The following is a 17,923-nucleotide window of genomic DNA, read 5'->3' on the forward strand; positions in this document are numbered from 1 at the left end:
CCATGCCGGACGAACCAGCACGCGATCCGGGACCGCCGGGCACCGCCTCTGCTCTCGACATCGCGGGCAACCGGCGAATCTCCAACTATACGCCGTCCGAGCGCATCGCCCGGATCGCCTGGGCGTTCGGCAGCATCGTCTTCCGCGTGATCCCGCGCCCTTTCTTCGGCGCACGCGCTGCCTGGCTGAGACTGTTCGGGGCGAAGGTCGGGCGGAACTGCCAGATCTACCCTACTGTGCGCATCTTCCTGCCATCGCAGCTCGAGATCGGCGAGTGGTCGTCGGTCGGCGACCGCGCGATCCTCTATAATCTCGCCGGTATGACGATCGGCCGGCGCGTGACCATTTCGCAGGGAGCGCATCTGTGCGGGGGCACACATGATTTCCGCGATCCCCGCATGCCGCTGATTCGCTCGACCATCACGGTCGAGGATGAGGTGTGGCTCTGCGCCGATTGCTTCATCGGCCCGGACGTGACCGTGGGCGCGCGCGCCGTCGTCGCCGCCCGTGCCGTGACCATGCGGGACGTGCCCGCCGGCGCGATCATCGCCGGCAATCCGGCCCGCAGGATCGGCGACCGATGACTCTGCTACCGATCACCATCGTCGTGCCCACGCGCAACGAGGAGCGCAACCTCGATGCCTGCCTGTCGCGGCTCGGCTCCTTCGCCGAGACCTGGGTGGTGGATTCGCGCAGCACCGACGGCACGCGCGCCATCGCCGACCGCCACGGCGCGCGCTGGATCGATTTCGACTGGTCGGGGGATTTCCCCAAGAAGCGCAACTGGGTACTGGCCAACCATCCGCCCGCAACGCCCTGGGTGCTGTTCCTGGACGCCGATGAGCGGCTGACCGACGCCTTCGTCGCAGAACTGCGCCAGGCTCTCGCCGGTGAAAGGCCCGAAGTCGGCTTCTGGCTGAACTACACGAACCATTTCATGGGCCGGGTGCTTCGCCACGGCGTGCCGCAGCGCAAGCTCGCATTGTTCCGCGTGGGCGCCGGCCACTATGAGCGGATCGACGACAAGCGCTGGAGCAACCTCGACATGGAGGTGCACGAGCATCCCATGCTCGACGGCGCCATCGGCGAGATCAAGTCGCCGATCGATCATCTCGATTTCCGCGGGATCGACCACTACATCGCCCGCCACAACGCCTATGCCAGTTGGGAGGCCAAGCGCCATGCCGACCTGATGACGCGCGGCGATGCGGCCTGGGCTGCCCTCACCCCGCGCCAGCGTACAAAGTATCGCAACCTCTCACGCTGGTGGTTCGCGCCGGCCTATTTTGCCGGGACCTATTTCCTGAAGCTCGGTTTCCTTGATGGTGGGGCTGGGTTCCACCACGCCTTCCTCAAGATGCTCTATTTCTATGAGATCCGGCTGAAGATCCTGGGCGCGCGCGGCGACGCCTGAGGATCAACGCGCTTCGTCGCGGAACCACGCGGCATAGCTGGCAAGCCCGTCGGCAAGCGATCGTTCCGGGCGCCAGCCCCATCCAAGCGCGCCGGCGATGTCCGCCTCATAGCCGATCGGGTCGCCACTGCGGCGTTGGCCCGAAAAGACCGGCGATGTGTCGACGCACAGTTCCCGCGCCAGCCCTTCCACGATGGTGCGGACATTTGCCGCTCGCCCGGTGCCGCCATTGACGATGGGGCAATCGGGGCTCGCTCGCTCCGCCGCCCGCAGCAACAGCGCGGCTGCATCCTCGACGTCGAGCCAGTCGCGAAGCTCCTCACCCGTCCCCGCAAAGCGCGCCTCGCCCTGAGTCAACTTGGTGCAGCTGTCCCAAAGCAACTGCTTGCGTAGCCCGACGCCGTAGACGGAAAAGAGCCTGACGATCGCCGCCCGAACGCCGAAGGTGCGCGCATAGGAGCGACACAGGTCCTCGGCGATGGTCTTGTGCACGCCATAAGGCGATTCCGGCCGTAGTGGATCGTCCACCGCGATCGGCATGCGGTCCACCGTGCCATACACCGCCGCGCTGGACGGCAGGACGAAATGGCATTCGGGCGCCTGCAGCCGCACGAAATCCAGCGCGGCCAGCGTGGAATCGACGCTGCGCCGGAAATCCTGCGCCGGATGAGTCATCGAAAAGGCGACCGAGCCGCTACCGGCGCATTGCACCAGGATCTCTGGATCGCCGGCATAGGTCATCAGCGCTTCCATGCCGATGTCGGCGACATGCCATTCGCGCAGGCCCCATTCGCGCCATTCGTCGCGAAGCCAGCTGCCATGGCCGATGCCGACGACGTCGTAACCGGCCCGGGCCAGCGCCCGGGCGGTGTGGCGGCCGACAAATCCCGCCGCACCAAGAACTGCCGCCTGCTTCACTGCCGATCACCCCTTGGCTGCACGAACCCACCGCGTCTCTGCCAACGACCCGCGGATTGCGAGCAAATAATCTCCGGGAGCCGCTATTTGCCCTTCACCAGGAACCGGAAATAGCTTTCCCATTTACCGACAAGCACGTCGAAGGAGAAATTGTCGCGATAATGCCGTTGCAGCCGCGACCCGTCGATCTCGCCCGCCGCCATCGCGCCGGCAATGTCCGCCACCTTGGCGACGAACCCCGAAATATCCTTGCTCACCCGGCAGTCCTGATTGTCGAAATCGGGCACGCCGCCCATCCCGTTCGCAACGAACGGCGTCCCGCATGCCATCGCTTCCAGCAGCACCAGGGGACCACCCTCCTGCCCGACCGTCGGCAACAGCAGCAAGTCGTATTGCTGCAGCAGGTCAACATAGGCCTGGCCGTCCGGGTAGCGTCCATGAAAGCGGATCGAATCGGACAGGCCAAGCTCCGCGACGCGCGGCTCGAGCACCCCGCGCTCCTCGCCGGTGCCATAGACGTCGATCGACTGGAGATAGGGCGCAAGCGCCGCCCATCGATCGACCAGGAAGCCGACGCCTTTATGCGGCACGATCCGGCCGAAATAGACTGCGCGAATCTTGCCCATGGCCGGCGCGACCACGCCGCGGTCCGCTATCGCCGCCCGCTGCTCGAGCGGTTCGGGCAACGCCTGGATGATCGTGCGTTTTCCGCGCCAGTGGAATTCGCTGCACACTTTGTCCTCGACCGCGGTCGCCAGGCTGACGATCGCGTCGAACCCGGCGTGGACCAAACGGCGCGGGTCGATCTTGCCCATCGCATCGCCGCTCATCACCTCGAAGAAGATGCGCCGCTTGATCCGGCGATTGGCCAGGACACCGCCCATCGCCTTCCAGCCGGTGCCGGCCACCACCGCGACGTCGAACCGGTCCTTGCCCAGCGCCTTGAAGCCACGCAGCGCATCCTTTGCGTCGCCATAGTGATCGACCGCATAGCCACGGTCGGGCCAGGGGCTTTCGGGCAGGTCGCGCGGTGGCACGGGCGACAGCACCCGGACCCTGTGGCCGCGCTGGGTCAGGCCATGGGCAAGCCAGTGCGTGTGGGTGGTCACCCCGCCCTCGCCATGCGCATAGCCCACCAGCAATACAGAAAGGGAATCAGACATCAGTGCCGCCTCCAGCGGCGGGTATCGGTCGTTCGATACCGATACGGCGGGCGAAATCATGGACCATCCGGTCGAACTCGGGCGGTCGTCGTTTCAGGGTGAGCGCGATCGACGCACCAGTGATGATCACCCCGACCGCCAGCGGCGGCTGAGCCGGCAGCGCCAGAACACACGCCGCAAGCGCGACGATCAGCAGAACGAAATCCACCCCGACCGTTTCCGCCAGCATGCGCCAGGCGCGGGTTGCGGTACCCCGCCCACCGACGAACATCATGTTGCGGCCGAGATAGCCGGCGGCACCGCCGGCCACGCCCCAGATGCCGGCGAGATAATAGATCAGCGCGCAATAGGGCAGCAGGATGATCGCGACGACCATCGCGCTCGTCCGGGGCCGTCCCTGGGCGAGCAGGCGATAGAACAGGATCGCGGAAATCCCCTCCAGCCAGAAGGCCGGGAGCAGTATCTGCATCGGCAGGGTCGCCACCTTCGCGAACGACGCCCCCATCCATAGGCGCAGGAACGGCTCGGCCAGGAAGATGCCGGCGACGAAGCACGGCGTCATCATCGCAACCATCCGGATGATCTTGCGTGCCAGGATCGTCTCTTCCTCTGGCGGCCGGGCGGCGAGCTGGGGCAGCGCCGCGCCGCCGATGCTGGTCGGGAAGATCATTACCCGGGCGATCACGCTCGACGGCACTGAATAATAGCCGACCGCTGCCGGGCCGGCGACGGCCCCCATGATGAAGCGATCCGCCGAGGAGATCGTCAGTTCGATCACCCCGTTCAGCGACGACCAGGCGCCATAGCCGACCAGCGACCGCGCGGCGCTCGCCGAGACCTTCGGACGTCGTCCCTCAAGCACCACGAACTGCCCGAACAGAATGGCCGAACCGACCACGATGATCCGGCTGGTCAGCATCGCCAGGATCAAGATGTCCAGCGCAGGGGCGATGAACACCGCGGCAAGGACCGGCAGCAGGATGGACAGCGCGAGTGCCAGTGCCGTCAGTACGGCATTGGTCACGAAATATTCACGCCCACGCAGCAGCCCGCCGGCGGTCGACAACAGGATGGTGCAGGCGCCGATACCGAGCAGGGCTGGCGCCGAATGGATCAGTTCAGCCTGCACCGCCTCCGACAGATGGAACAGGCTGCCGAGTCCGCCGCCGACCAGGCCGAACAGGATCGAGCCCATCACCAGGCCGACCGGCAGGCTGATCGACATCGCCGTCCAGAAATATTCGGCCTGGCGCTGCACGTCCCCGCGCACCTCGCTCGCCACCTTGAACGTCAGGGCCGAGCCCATGCCGAAATCGAACGCGGCGAAGAAGGACAGGAACGCCCAGATGATCGCCAGGATACCATAACGCTCGCTACCGATGACATGGAAGTAGAGCGGCGTCAGCGCCGCGAACAGCACCAGGCCGACCAGGCTACCGGTCAGATTGACGAAACTGTTGCGGCGAATTGCCATGCTGGCGGCGGCTGTGCCTCAGCCCTTCTGCAGCTGCGAGAAATAGTCGATCGTCTTGACCAGCCCTTGACGCAGCGGAATCGAGGGCTCCCAGCCCAGGGTTTCGCGTGCCCGCGTGATGTCAGGCTTGCGCTGCATCGGGTCGTCCTGCGGCAGCGGACGGAACACCAGCTCAGACTTCGAACTGGTCATCTCGACCACCAGTTCCGCCAGTTCGCGGATGGTAAACTCGACCGGGTTGCCCAGGTTGATAGGACCGGACACGTCCGATGGCGTGTCCATGAACGCCATAAATCCCGCCACCAGATCATCGACATAGCAGAAGGAGCGCGTCTGCTGGCCGTCGCCGTATAGGGTGATCGGCTCACCGTTCAGTGCCTGCATGACGAAATTGGAAACCACACGCCCGTCCGCCGGGTGCATGCGCGGCCCATAGGTATTGAAGATGCGGGCGACCTTGATCTCCAGCCCGTGCTGCCGGTGGTAGTCGAAGAACAGGGTCTCGGCGCAACGCTTGCCCTCGTCGTAGCAGGAACGGATGCCGATCGGGTTCACATTGCCCCAATAGGCCTCGGTCTGCGGATGGACGCTGGGGTCGCCATAAACCTCGCTCGTTGATGCCTGGAAGATCTTGCAGCGCAGCCGTTTGGCCAGACCCAGCATGTTGATCGCCCCGTGCACCGACGTCTTGGTCGTCTGGACCGGATCGTGCTGGTAATGAACCGGCGACGCCGGGCAGGCGAGATTGTAGATCTCGTCGACCTCGACATAGAGCGGGAAGCACACGTCATGGCGCATGAATTCGAAGCGCGGATGCCCGGCGAGATGATCGATGTTGCGCTTCGTGCCGGTGAACAAATTGTCCACGCACAGCACCTCGTCGCCCCGTTCGAGCAGTCGATCGATCAGGTGGGAGCCAACGAAACCCGCGCCCCCGGTGACCATGATACGCCTACGGCTGTTATACAGTCTTGCCACGTCAGTGATGCCCCCGCCTTGTAAAACAGGCCTATGTTCCGACGACACCGCGAAGCGTCGCTTACCCTTGTCCGGGCCCAATCATCCCGCTGCTACAGGCTGACACCGTGTCGCACCAGACCGCAGGGGCACAAAAAATGCTGCGTCCGCACAGCATTCACTAACCTGGATCATGGATCGCACTCCTCGATCCTGATCATGCGCCGCCTCGCCCCCTCAATCCGCACCGCAGTCAGAATGCCCGTCTGGTAGGCACCGGTATCGATCCCGATTCGGTTTTCCTTCTCCTCGGGCTCAACCGAGATAGTGTGACCGTGGACCACCATGCATCCGTGATCGCTCTCGTCATTGAGGAACTCGTCGCGGATCCAGCGAAGATCGTGCGTATCCTGAGCGTCGAGGCGTTTGCCGGGACGGAGCCCGGCATGGACGAACAGATAGTCGCCGAAGGTGAAGCTGTCGGCAAATCCTTCGATGAAGGCGAAATGAGACGGCGGAATGGCCGCGCGAATCATGTCGGCAGCGTCGGCCGGCGCCAGAACCGCGAGCCTGCCGACCTCCACGCCATAGCTCTGCGCGAATTCATAACCGCCATAGGTCAGCCACTGGCTCAACGATTCCGGCTCGTCACCAAGGACACGGAGCATCATTTCTTCATGATTGCCCATCAGGAACACCGGCCGGAGCCCGTCCGACGGCAACCGCATCAGGAATTCGATGACACCACGCGAATCCGGGCCACGATCGATCAGGTCGCCCAGGAGAATCAGATAGTCGCGAGCGCGTGAGCTTTCCCGCCGGTCCCGTTCAATCGTTGCGACCATTCGCTCGAGCAGATCGAGCCGGCCATGAACGTCGCCGATGGCATAAGCGCGCGCGCCCGAAAGTCCCCGCCATTCCCTGGGGCCAGTGCGCCTGGCGCGCGATTGCCTGAAACGCGAGAACATCGTTCGAACCTTTTGCACCCTATAGCCGCAGCTAGTCCCGCTCGGCGAGAGTCTCAAGCGCAAGCGCCCATTGATCCAGTGCAGTGCGGCGCTGATACCGCCGCTGCAGCATGGCGCGCGCACGATCGCCCATCGCGCGGCATGCCGCCCTGTCGTCCGCGAGGGCGACGATCGCCGCAGCGAGTCCGGCCGCATTGCCGGGCGCAACCGACACCCCTGCCCTCGTCTCCGCGATCATCGCCGGCACTTCACCCGCGGGATCGCATACCGCGACGATCGGCCGCGCTGCGGCGGCGATTCCGAACACCTTGCTGGGAACGATCAGCCCCTCGAATTCGGGCCTGAGCGACAGCCAATGGGCATCCCCCACCGCCAGGCTTTCGGACAGGCGAGCCCGCGGCTGATAGGGCTGAAAAACGAAATGCTCATGCCCGGCAGCCATCGCGTTGCGGCGCAATTCGGCCTGCGCGTGCCCACCACCGACGAACAGGAACCAGATATCGGATCGACGCGCGAGCAGCACTGCCGCGGCCAACAAGGTATCCGCCTCATGCGCCCGGCCGAGATTGCCGGAATAGGCCAGGACGAAAGCATCCGCCGGCAGCCCCCAATCCTTGCGCAGCGCCGGGCTGTTCGTCACGGACGGGGATATCGCCTCATCATCGCTCCAGTTGGCGATGGTGACGATCCGGTCAGGGGACACGCCGTGGCGGGCGATCCGATCGGCCATCCGCTGCCCGATCGCAACCGTGAGCGCGGACCGTCGCAGGGCAACGTCGCGCAAGGCGCTCAACGCTCCACCGACCGGCCCGCGCAAGGCGCTCATCCCCATCTCGATGGCGATCTCAGGATAGAGGTCCTGTACCCAGTTGACGAGCTTCGCACCTCGCAACCGACACGCCACCAAGGCAACTAGGGCAATCAGGGGTGGATCTGTCTTGGCGACCACGATCGTGCCGGGACGCAGGCACCGCGCCAGCGCCCAGCCCGCACTGAAATAGAATGTCAGATAGGCGAGCAACCGCCCGACCAGCCCCAGAGTCGCGCCGTTCACCGTCGCAACGCGGGTAACGGTGACGTCGTTGATCCGCTGTCGCGGCGGCAGGCTGGTGCCTGCGGTACCGTAGATCAACCGGCTGGTGACGATCTCCACCTCCCAACCCCGCCCGGCGAGATATTCGGCGAGGTCGGTCAGTATCTGCGCGGTCGCCGAATGATCGGGTGCATAGAAGCGGTTCACGAAAACGATTCGGCGACCGCCCCCGGCACGCGCCGAATCGTCCTTCGGAAAATCTGGAACCCCGGCAGAATCTGAAACCATGGCTAGGCTATTTCGAGCCGAAACCATTGAGCATCACCACCACGGTTCGCATCGTAATCAATACGTCCAGCCACGCCGAGAAGTTCTTCACATAGAAGAAATCATATTGCAGCTTCATGTTGATCTCGGCGAGATCGGCAACGTGGCCCTGATTCACCTGTGCCCAACCGGTGATGCCGGGCCGGACGATGTGTCGGTACGAATAGAACGGGATTTCCGCCTCGTACCAGGTAGACAGGTCGATTGCTTCCGGGCGAGGACCGATCCAGCTCATGTCGCCCGCCAGGATATTCAGGATCTGCGGCAATTCATCGAGCCGGGTGCGCCGCAGGAAGCGACCAATGCGGGTTATACGATCGTCGTCGTCTCTCGTGATCGCGCTTTTCCGTCGTGCATCCTGGTCGCCCTCGTCTTCGCGGGGTCTCATGGTGCGGAACTTGATCATCGTGAACGGTCGACCGCGATATCCCATGCGGCGTTGACGGAAGAAGACGGAGCCGGGGGAATCGAAGCGGATTGCGACGGCGATCAGCGCCATCGCGATCGCCAGGGCTGGCAACACGACAAGACATGCGCCGAGATCGATCAGGCGCTTGAGCTTGCGATAGGCCAGATTCGGCAAAAGCGAGCCGAAGCTGTTCTCCGAAAGATGGTCGATCTGCACGCGTCCCGTAAGCAGTTCCCGAACCTGCTTCACATGGTAGACCGGAACGCCGTTGATCGCTGCCTGGGCAAGCATCCGTTCCCACGGGGAGTCCAGATTGTGATGGAGATCGGCCACGATCATGATGTCTCGGCCGACCGGGACGACGGGCCTCACGAGCGGCAACCATTCCGCTCCCTCGATATCCTCCAGAAAACCCGTCCTGCCGCCCGGCACGACATGGAAACGCCGAACAGCCCGGCGCGCGCTGAGATAGGCAAGGGCGTAGGCAGCGGCGATGCTCAAAGTGAAGCTCGCGATGAGGACAGTACGATTATAGTCGAGACGCAGTACGACCGCGGCCAATATCGCAAGGCCAAAAGACATGGAGAAAGTGGGCAACACGTAGATGAATGTACGCGTCCCTGGGAAGCCGCCTATTCGTCGCGAGAGCAGCGTAGCGCTGACCACGCTGAAGATCGAGAGAACGAAGCTCGCCGGCGCCGACGGGTGGTGGTCATAATTCGAATGAAGCCCATATCGCGCAGCGAGCGGTAGAAGCACGCCCAGCAATATCTCAACGCACAATTGCACGCGTAACGATGAAATCCATCGCATGTTGCCGACCAGGCTGGAAAGGTTGCGTTGCATCAGCATGATTCAGGTTCGATCCCGTCGCCCCGAAACAGATGCCATCGTGAAGCTCCAGCCGTGAATGTCAACGAACGTAACGCACTGGTCATACGCTCCGCTATCGCGTCCGTCCTTGATCCAAAACTACGGTCAAATCCAGCCACCTCCCGCAAGTGCGAAGATATTGTCCACAAAAAAGGGCTCGGACAGGCGGAAGCGCCGAGGATCACTCCGCGCCGGCATATCGCCCGGACACCAGGCAGCGCCCAGGAGGTGTTGATCCTTCCGATTCGTCCCCGTAACGGTTTAAGCCTGGCAGGGTCTACCGGAGCAAAGATGCCATAGGACGCCGCGATTCGCCGTGAAACGGCATCCTTTGAAACGCGTGAGCGAGGACCCTCACCACCATGTCCTGGGCTACTTAACCTTTTGTTTGGGATAGAATCGTCATACGTAGCCGCGCGCTATTGCGAGAAACCTTTTGCGCGGTGTGAACCGCTCCGGGTTTGCCGGAGGCTCCAACTCCTGAGAAGGTGGAGCCTGTATGAGCAAGACGACGAACAAGTTTGCACCTGAGGTCCGCGAGCGAGCGGTACGGATGGTGCTGGATCACGAGCACGATCACCCGTCGCGATGGGCAGCGATCATATCCATTGCCGAGAAGATCGGTTGTTCAGGCCACACGCTGCTGGAGTGGGTGAAGAAGGCCGAGGTGAACAGCGGCAAGCGGGCGGGCGTCCCGACCGAGGTTGCCGACAAGGTGAAGGCGCTGGAGCGCGAGGTCCGTGAGCTGCGGCAGGCCAACGAGATTCTGCGCAAGGCGTCGGCATATTTTGCGCAGGCGGAGCTCGACCGCCCGTTCCGGCGATGATCGCTTTCATTGACGATCACCGCGATGCCTATGGGGTCGAGCCGATCTGCCGCGTTCTGCCGATCGCCCCATCCACCTATCACGAGCGCGTCGCGCAGCGACAGGATCCGACACGCCTGTCGGCGCGGGCGCAGCGCGATGTCGCCTTGAAGCCGGAGATCGCGCGCGTATTTGCCGAGAACTTCGCGGTCTACGGCGTACGCAAGGTCTGGCGGCATATGATGCGGGAGGGCTTTCCGATAGCGCGCTGCACCGTGCAACGGCTGATGCGCGAGATGGGCCTGGCAGGGGTGATCCGGGGCAAGCCGGTGCGCACGACCATCAGTGACAAAGCGGCGCCGTGCCCGCTCGATCACGTCAATCGCAGGTTCTACGCGCCAGCGCCGAACATGCTGTGGGTGTCGGACTTTACCTATGTCGCGACCTGGGCGGGGTTCGTCTACGTCGCCTTCGTCATCGATACCTACGCCAGGCGGATCGTCGGCTGGCGGGCCAGCAGGACGGCGCATGCCAGCTTCGTCCTCGATGCCCTGGAGCAGGCGCTTCACGATCGCCGGCCGGCCCATCGGGGCGGCCTCATCCATCACAGCGATCGGGGCTCGCAATACGTGTCCATCAAATACACCGAGCGCCTCGCCGAGGCCGGGATCGAACCCTCGGTCGGCAGCGTCGGTGACAGCTATGACAACGCTTTGGCCGAGACGATCAACGGCCTCTACAAGGCTGAGGTGATCCACAGGCGCGGGCCGTGGCGCAGCTTCGAAGCCGTCGAATACGCCACGCTCGAATGGGTCGACTGGTTCAACCATCGCCGGCTGCTGGAGCCTATCGGCAACATCCCGCCTGCCGAAGCCGAAGATCAATATTATGCTGCCGCAAGCAACCTCGATATGGCAGCGTGACTCACAACCCAAGGCCTCCGGCAGACCCGGCGCGGTTCAGTGTGGTGTTACCGCATCAGTTCGAGATACTTGTGCAAATGCGAACGTTTTGGGTGGACAAAATACGGGCTTAACGCTAATCCCAAGTCGTGAGCCTACTTCCAAGCGGTTCAGGAGGAGACTGATAATGAGATTTTCGCGGGTAACCGCCGCCATCCTAATGGCGAGCCTTTCTTCACCGCTGTTTGCCGGTGCCGAGCAGTCAGTCGGCAAGCTGACGGCCGCCAGCGAAGGCACGTTCGTTTCGCGCGAGGGCAAGCTGATCCCGGCGTCCGCCGGCCAGTCGCTCTATGCCGGCGATCGCGTCGTCACGCGGGGCCAGGCCAAGGCTAAGGTTGCTTTCCCGGGTTGCAGCTACACGATGGCGCCGACCTCGGTGCTTTCGGTCAGCTCGTCGAGCTGCGCGACCGCTCCGAAGTCATTCGCACAGGACAGCGGCACCGATGATGCCGGCGCAGGCGGCGGCCATGGCGGCGGCGGCGTTGTTCTCGGCTTGGGCATTGTAGCCGCGGGCCTCGGCGCTTACTTCGCGTTCAAGAACGACAGCTCGAAGCCTGCCAGCCCGTAAGCGCTGCCGCTAGCATCAGACGATTGGGGGCCGGACGAATAGTCTGGCCCTTTTTCGTATGCGTTGTGATGTCGCCGTAAGTCGCGAAATAGCTGGCGGGTTCGCACGAATGCAAATTGGCACTCCCGCGCGGGTCCGCTGCGGGACCACCGTCAGCCCATCGACGCCACGCCCCCGTCCGGGCAGGGACTCGCACGCTTAGAGCTCATGTCTACCCACAACAGCTTGCCAAGCAGGCCACCTCTTCCTAGGCCCGAAGCCGGGGAGCAAATGATCTGATGCGTATTCTTGTGACCGGCGTGGCTGGCTTCATCGGCTATCATGTGGCCAGGCGCCTAATCGCGGACGGCGACACTGTCATCGGTATCGACAACCTCAACGACTATTACAGCGTTGCGCTGAAGGAAGCTCGCCTCGCTGCCCTGACCGACCAGGATCGCGACCGTTTCCAGTTCGCCCGGGTAGATTTCTCCGACCAGAAGAGCCTGGACGACGCCTTGTCCGAGGCCCGATTCGATCGGATCGTCCATCTCGGCGCTCAAGCTGGCGTGCGCTATTCCATCGAGAATCCCCGCGCCTACGCCTCCTCGAATATCGCCGGGCATCTCAACATCCTGGAACTCGCCCGGGACCGTCGGACCGAGCATCTCGTCTATGCATCCTCTTCATCGGTCTATGGTGCCAATACGACTCTCCCTTTTCGGGTCGAAGACCGTGTCGACCATCCACTCTCCTTCTACGCCGCCACGAAGAAGGCGAACGAGTTGATGAGCGAAACCTACGCACATCTCTATCGACTGCCGCTGACGGGACTTCGCTTCTTCACCGTCTACGGCCCGTGGGGCCGGCCTGACATGGCGATGTGGCTGTTCACCAAGGCGATCCTCGCCGGGGAACCGATTCGCGTGTTCAACGGTGGCGACATGCGACGCGACTTCACCTTTATCGACGATGTCGTGGCGGGCGTGGTGGCCTGCGTGCGCAAGCCACCTGTCGATGACGGTTCGATCAAGGCGGGCGGCAGCGTCGCGCCGCACGCAATCTATAATATCGGCAACCATCGCGCCGAGGAGCTCGGCCGCCTGATCTCCCTCATCGAGGCGGCGTGCGGCCGCGAAGCGATCAAGATCATGGAACCGATGCAACCTGGCGACGTCCACGCGACCTATGCCGATATCAGCGCGATCCAGCGCGATATCGGCTTCGAGCCATCAACGGCGCTCGACGTCGGCGTGCCGTTGTTCGTGGAGTGGTATCGCGACTATCACGGCGTTTGACGACCGCTGACCGCCGGTCTCAGCGCAACAGGTCGATCGCGAAGGCCCGTACCGACGGCCCGATATCCTCACGGCCGATGGCAAGTGCCAGGTTGGCCTGAATATAGCCCGCCTTGTCACCGCAATCGTAGCGGCGACCATCGAAGGTCAGGCCATGAAATGCCTGATCGCCGATCATCCGCGCCATCGCGTCGGTGAGTTGGATCTCGCCCCCTGCGCCCTTCTCCTGGGTTTCGAGCACGCGCATCACTTCCGGCTGGAGGATATAGCGGCCGATCACTGACAGGTTGGACGGTGCGGTACCTGGCTTGGGTTTCTCGACCAGGCCCCTGACCTGGGTGAGCGCCCCGTCCCGCGCACCCGGCGTGATCACGCCGTACATATGGGTCTGGTCTTCCGGCACTTCCTGTGCGCAGATCATGTTGCCGCCGACTTGCATATAGGCATCGACCATCTGCTTCAGGCAGCCGGGCTTCCCGACCATGAAATCATCGGCGAGCAGCACCGCGAACGGCTCGTCACCGACGATGTCGCGCGCGCACCATACGGCGTGGCCAAGGCCCATCGGTTCCTGCTGCCGCACATAGGCGACAGCGCCCGGCTTCAGACGGGTCTGGTGCAGCAACTCCATCGACTTGCCGCGATGCGCCATCGTCGTCTCGAGTTCATAGGCGATGTCGAAATGGTCCTCGATCGCCGACTTGCCGCGACCGGTGACGAAGATCATCTGTTCGATGCCCGCCTCAAGCGCCTCGTCGACCGCATATTGGATCAGAGGACGATCGACGACCGGCAGCATCTCCTTGGGCAGCGCCTTGGTCGCGGGCAGGAAACGCGTACCCAAGCCACCCACGGGGAATACGGCCTTGCGTAGCGGCTTGATCGGCATCCTGTCTCTCTTCTCAAGCTGGAAACAACGGTGTCGCACTGAAGGATTCAGTGCCCGTCCGCCCCTAGTCGGCGCCCATGCCAAAGGGAAGTGTCGACATTCTCATCAAAGCACCGACTCACCTGCCGCCGGTGATGAATCGAAGGAAGCCAGGTACCGTCTTCAACAGCAGCCAATAAGCCGAGAGAGCCATTCCGATCACCAGGATGGGCAGCAGCGCATAAACGGTCAGCACGGACTGAGCGGTCAAGGGCAGCATCCGGAATGCCAGCTTCTTGCCGACCGTAACCAGCGGCTCGTGAACGGCGAACACGAAGAACGACGTTGCCCCGAGCCGGACAAGCACATCGCGCCGACGTTCGGACTCGGCCATCCACCGGCTCGCCTTCAACACCAGCACCACGCCGATCGCGACGGCAGGCCGGAGCAGGTAATTCGTCCACTCCCCACCATGCCTCGTCGCGAAAGCGCCGAGCAAGAGCAGGAACAATGGTGTAATCCACCAGCTCACCCGATCCACGGCAAACAGAGAGCCACCACGAATCGCGACCATTGCGCCTGCATAGAAGAACAGGACAGGCTCGCCCTCAGGCATGAGGAAGGGCCAGACATAACCCAGCCAGAGAACGGCCAGCAAAGCCAGCATCGGCCATGCCAGATAACGTACGGCTGCCCAGATCAGCGGCGACACCAGGACGAGCAGCATCAGATCCCGGATGAACCAGAACTGATAGGCGATCGGATAACGCGTCAGGCCGACCACCGCATCGACCATCTGAAAGATCGACATGTCACGGAAGGCCAGATTCTGACTGTTGAAGAAGGGCGCCAGAACAGGAACCGATTGAGCGACCGCGACCAGCGCGAACAGCGCGAGGTTCCAGAAAAGAAAGGGAATCAGCAGACTGTGTATCCGCGCCCGCAGCTTGGTGCGGTATGCGGCGAGGGAGAAGCGAACGCCCCGAAAGAACAGGAAGCCCGACATCAGGAAAAAGAGCGGTACCGCTACTCGCGCGATCGACCCGGTGACGGTCTGGACGGTCGCCACGATTCGGGCGTCAGTCAGGGCACGAGCACCGTCGGCGAAGTTGGCGGTGAAACCGCAGGCGTGGAGATAGACGATCAGGACGATCAACGGGAACCGCAGGACATCCAGCCTGGCGAGATGCCCGTCCCCAACAGTGCCGCTCGATTGTTCCCCCATAAGCCAGGCCCTAGCATGCCGCCAGCGAGGGAGGAAGACGCGCTTCAGCCCTTGATCCACCATCTCAGCAGAGTCGCCACGATGCCGAGCGCAACGACACTGGCGGCCCAGATCCCTGCCATCCACGCGAGCCGTTTCCACAGAGGGGCGGTGTCTGCCTGCATCAATGATAGCCGTGCGCACCAACTTTGCCGCGGAACACCCAATAGGCCCAGCCGGTATAACCGAGGATCAGCGGCAGCATCACACCCGCCCCGATCAGCATGAAGACCTGCGACGATTCGGGTGCCGCCGCGTCCCAGATCGTTAGCTGAGCAGGCACGATATAGGGATACATGCTGATGCCCAGCCCGACGAAGCACAGCGCGAACAGCGCAAGCACCAGAAGGAACGGCGCTGACTGAGCTCCACGGCCCAGCGCGCGCCAGAACATCCAGCCGAGGAGCGCAACCAGGACCGGCACCGGCGCCGTCAACAGGATGCCCGGCATGGTCAGCCAGCGCGTGTAATAGTCATGGGCCAGGAATGGCGTCGCGGCGCTCACCGCGGCGATGGCGATCAGCGTGATCACCCCGTAGCGCCGCGCGAGTCGATAGGCCTGCTTCTGGGCCTGCCCTTCGGTCTTCGCGATGAGCCAGCAGCTCCCCAGCAGAGCATAGGCCGCGAGCACGCTGGCGCCGGTCAACAGGCTGAACGGCGTCAGCCAGTCGAGCCAGGCACCCCCATAGCCGCGCCCGGTTATCTTCACGCCCTGCAGCAGCGCGCCGAGAATGACGCCCTGCGCCAACGCCGCGACGATCGACCCCGCAGTGAAACCGAAGTCCCAGAAAGCCCGATGCCGAGGATCGCGCCAGCGGAATTCGAAGGCGACGCCGCGGAACACCAGCCCGAGCAGCATGGCGATGATCGGCGGATAGAAAGCCGGCATCAGCACCGCGAAGGCAAGTGGAAAGGCAGCCATCAACCCTCCCCCGCCGAGCACCAGCCAGGTTTCATTGCCGTCCCACACCGGCGCGATTGCGTTCATCGCCACATCGCGCTCCTCCCCGACGCCGAACGCCGGGAAGATGATGCCGATGCCGAGGTCGAAGCCGTCGAGGACGACATAGGCGAACACGGCGAAAGCAATCAGGAAGGCCCAGATCATCGCCAGATCGTAATTATAGGTCATGACGCCCTCCCCGTCACATCTTGCGCCGGCGCCGGGGCGATGCCGGCGGTGCGGATCGGGGCATTGCCGAGTTCGGGCTCGCCCGGTTCCACGCCCTTGTCGATCAGCTTCAGGATGTACCAGGCACCGATCCCGAACACCGCGAAATAGACCAGCACAAAGGCAATCAGCGACGCGCCCACCGCCGGCGCCGCCAGTGGCGAGGCACTATGCGCCGTGCGGAGCAGGCCATAGACGGTCCAGGGCTGCCGTCCGACCTCGGTGGTGACCCAGCCGGCGATCACGGCGACGAAGCCGGCCGGCCCCATGAGAACCCCGGCACGGTGCAGCCAGCGCCAGTCATAGAGCTTGCCCCGCCAACGCGCGACGAGGCTCCACAGCCCGAGCCCGAAGATCGCGAAGCCCAGGCCCACCATGATCCGGAACGACCAGAACACGATGCCGACCGGCGGCTGCCGGTCCTCGGGGATGGTATCGAGCCCGGCCAGCGGCGCATTCAGATCGTGCTTCAGGATCAGCGACGACGCCTTTGGAATCTCGACCGCATAGTCGATCCGTTTCTCCTTCGAATTCGGGATGCCGAACAGGATCAGCGGCGCGCCGTTCGGATGACTGTTATAATGTCCTTCCATCGCCATGACCTTGGCCGGCTGGTGCTCAAGCGTGTTCAGGCCATGCGCGTCCCCCGCCGCGATTTGAATCGGGGCGACGAGCGCGGCCATCCACATCGCCATCGAGAAGATCTTCCGCGCATGCGGATCGCTGCTGTCCTTCAGCAGGTGCCACGCCCCGGTGGCACCGACGACGAGCGAGGTCGTCAGATAGGCGGCGATCACTGTGTGGACGAGGCGATAGGGGAAGCTGGGATTGAAGATCACCGCCGCCCAGGACCCAGCCATGACGAACTGGCCCTGCGCGTTCATCGCATAGCCGGCGGGCGTCTGCATCCAGCTGTTCGCCGAGAGAATCCAGAAGGCCGAAATGGCGGTGCCGACCGCGACTAGGCAGGTGGCGGCGAAGTGCAGCTTGCGGCCGACCTTTTCCATGCCAAACAGCATCACCCCGAGAAAGCCAGCCTCGAGGAAGAAGGCGGTCAGCACTTCATACGCCATCAGCGGCCCGATCACCGGTCCGGTCTTGTCGGAGAACACCGCCCAGTTCGTGCCGAACTGATAGGACATGACAATGCCCGAGACGACGCCCATCGCGAAGGTGACCGCGAAGATCTTCAGCCAGAAGCGGAAGATGTCGAGATAGAGCTGCCTGCCGGTCCGCAGCCACAGCCCCTCGAGCACCGCGAGATAGCTCGCCAGCCCGATCGTGAAGGCCGGGAAGATGAAATGGAAACTGACGGTGAAGGCGAACTGAGCGCGGGCCAGGATGATCGGATCGACAGCGTCGAACATGGGTGTTTCCCCCTCGTTCGAGCAGTTTGCGCCTGCCCGCGCCGGGGCGCAAGTGTAACCGATGCAGCTAGCCGGTCACGCCGGACACGCCGCCGCACCTCTTGC

General features: G+C 63.5%; 17 protein-coding genes and 1 other annotated feature. Of the genes, 5 read left to right on the plus strand and 12 right to left on the minus strand.

Annotation, left to right across the window (positions count from 1 at the left end; translation table 11 throughout):
* The first annotated feature begins 2 nt into the window (after window positions 1-2).
* Window positions 3-584, plus strand: a complete 582-nt coding sequence (locus tag NDN01_RS12775; RefSeq protein WP_272627934.1) for a putative colanic acid biosynthesis acetyltransferase — start codon at window positions 3-5, stop codon at window positions 582-584.
* Window positions 581-1,414: a glycosyltransferase family 2 protein gene (locus NDN01_RS12780; protein ID WP_272627936.1), complete on the plus strand. Its 834-nt coding sequence runs from the start codon at window positions 581-583 to the stop codon at window positions 1,412-1,414. The genes NDN01_RS12775 and NDN01_RS12780 overlap by 4 nt, the downstream gene beginning before the upstream one ends.
* Before the next feature lie 3 nt (window positions 1,415-1,417).
* Here the strand turns inward: NDN01_RS12780 and NDN01_RS12785 are convergent, their stop codons facing one another.
* The 7 genes from NDN01_RS12785 to NDN01_RS12815 all read right to left on the minus strand — a co-directional run bounded on the left by NDN01_RS12785 (window position 1,418) and on the right by NDN01_RS12815 (window position 9,515).
* Window positions 1,418-2,332: an NAD-dependent epimerase/dehydratase family protein gene (locus NDN01_RS12785; protein WP_272627939.1), complete on the minus strand. Its 915-nt coding sequence runs from the start codon at window positions 2,330-2,332 to the stop codon at window positions 1,418-1,420.
* An 83-nt stretch (window positions 2,333-2,415) separates the two neighbouring features.
* Entirely contained in the window at window positions 2,416-3,495 is a 1,080-nt protein-coding gene (locus NDN01_RS12790; RefSeq protein ID WP_272627941.1) for a glycosyltransferase family 4 protein, read from the minus strand.
* Window positions 3,488-4,969 carry an oligosaccharide flippase family protein gene (locus tag NDN01_RS12795; RefSeq protein WP_272627943.1) on the minus strand — a complete coding sequence of 494 codons (1,482 nt, stop codon included), beginning with the start codon at window positions 4,967-4,969 and terminating at the stop codon, window positions 3,488-3,490. Before NDN01_RS12795 ends, NDN01_RS12790 begins: the two co-directional genes overlap by 8 nt.
* A gap of 18 nt (window positions 4,970-4,987) precedes the next feature.
* Window positions 4,988-6,028 (minus strand): UDP-glucuronic acid decarboxylase family protein, encoded by a 1,041-nt coding sequence (locus tag NDN01_RS12800; protein WP_272627945.1) that lies wholly within the window; start codon window positions 6,026-6,028, stop codon window positions 4,988-4,990.
* A gap of 89 nt (window positions 6,029-6,117) precedes the next feature.
* The gene (locus NDN01_RS12805; protein WP_272627947.1) at window positions 6,118-6,894 is read right to left on the minus strand and encodes a metallophosphoesterase family protein; all 777 of its coding nucleotides are present in this window, start codon (window positions 6,892-6,894) and stop codon (window positions 6,118-6,120) included.
* A gap of 31 nt (window positions 6,895-6,925) precedes the next feature.
* Window positions 6,926-8,215 carry a glycosyltransferase family 4 protein gene (locus NDN01_RS12810; protein ID WP_272627948.1) on the minus strand — a complete coding sequence of 430 codons (1,290 nt, stop codon included), beginning with the start codon at window positions 8,213-8,215 and terminating at the stop codon, window positions 6,926-6,928.
* A gap of 7 nt (window positions 8,216-8,222) precedes the next feature.
* The gene (locus NDN01_RS12815; RefSeq protein WP_272627949.1) at window positions 8,223-9,515 is read right to left on the minus strand and encodes a sugar transferase; all 1,293 of its coding nucleotides are present in this window, start codon (window positions 9,513-9,515) and stop codon (window positions 8,223-8,225) included.
* 520 nt (window positions 9,516-10,035) lie between these two features.
* On the opposite strand from NDN01_RS12815, the gene NDN01_RS12820 reads away from it, so the two are divergent.
* The 3 genes from NDN01_RS12820 to NDN01_RS12830 all read left to right on the plus strand — a co-directional run bounded on the left by NDN01_RS12820 (window position 10,036) and on the right by NDN01_RS12830 (window position 13,148).
* Window positions 10,036-11,264, plus strand: a protein-coding gene (locus NDN01_RS12820) for an IS3 family transposase (protein ID WP_272624721.1) whose coding sequence is annotated in 2 segments (ribosomal slippage) — window positions 10,036-10,324 and window positions 10,324-11,264 — 1,230 coding nt in all. Because the reading frame shifts where the segments join, the coding sequence is not laid out codon by codon here.
* Window positions 10,317-10,433 (plus strand) — a sequence feature (AL1L pseudoknot). (Overlaps the previous gene by 117 nt.)
* Before the next feature lie 166 nt (window positions 11,265-11,430).
* Window positions 11,431-11,871 (plus strand): hypothetical protein, encoded by a 441-nt coding sequence (locus NDN01_RS12825; protein ID WP_272627951.1) that lies wholly within the window; start codon window positions 11,431-11,433, stop codon window positions 11,869-11,871.
* A gap of 278 nt (window positions 11,872-12,149) precedes the next feature.
* Window positions 12,150-13,148, plus strand: coding sequence for an SDR family NAD(P)-dependent oxidoreductase (locus NDN01_RS12830; protein ID WP_272627953.1), 999 nt, complete (start codon window positions 12,150-12,152; stop codon window positions 13,146-13,148).
* 19 nt (window positions 13,149-13,167) lie between these two features.
* Here the strand turns inward: NDN01_RS12830 and galU are convergent, their stop codons facing one another.
* From galU to NDN01_RS12855, 5 genes are all read right to left on the minus strand, one after another.
* Window positions 13,168-14,037 carry a UTP--glucose-1-phosphate uridylyltransferase GalU gene (gene galU, locus NDN01_RS12835; RefSeq protein WP_272627955.1) on the minus strand — a complete coding sequence of 290 codons (870 nt, stop codon included), beginning with the start codon at window positions 14,035-14,037 and terminating at the stop codon, window positions 13,168-13,170.
* 118 nt (window positions 14,038-14,155) lie between these two features.
* Window positions 14,156-15,172 carry an acyltransferase family protein gene (locus tag NDN01_RS12840; RefSeq protein WP_443025230.1) on the minus strand — a complete coding sequence of 339 codons (1,017 nt, stop codon included), beginning with the start codon at window positions 15,170-15,172 and terminating at the stop codon, window positions 14,156-14,158.
* A 113-nt stretch (window positions 15,173-15,285) separates the two neighbouring features.
* On the minus strand, window positions 15,286-15,405 hold the full coding sequence (locus tag NDN01_RS12845) for a DUF2474 domain-containing protein (RefSeq protein WP_272627957.1): 120 nt from the start codon (window positions 15,403-15,405) through the stop codon (window positions 15,286-15,288).
* On the minus strand, window positions 15,405-16,412 hold the full coding sequence (gene cydB, locus NDN01_RS12850) for a cytochrome d ubiquinol oxidase subunit II (protein WP_272627959.1): 1,008 nt from the start codon (window positions 16,410-16,412) through the stop codon (window positions 15,405-15,407). Before cydB ends, NDN01_RS12845 begins: the two co-directional genes overlap by 1 nt.
* Complete coding sequence (locus NDN01_RS12855) at window positions 16,409-17,818, minus strand: cytochrome ubiquinol oxidase subunit I (RefSeq protein ID WP_272627961.1); 1,410 nt, start codon at window positions 17,816-17,818, stop codon at window positions 16,409-16,411. Before NDN01_RS12855 ends, cydB begins: the two co-directional genes overlap by 4 nt.
* Window positions 17,819-17,923 lie beyond the last annotated feature (105 nt).

Origin of the sequence: Sphingomonas sp. QA11 (assembly GCF_028473665.1) — a bacterium.
Classification (GTDB): Bacteria; Pseudomonadota; Alphaproteobacteria; order Sphingomonadales; family Sphingomonadaceae; genus Sphingomonas; species Sphingomonas phytovorans.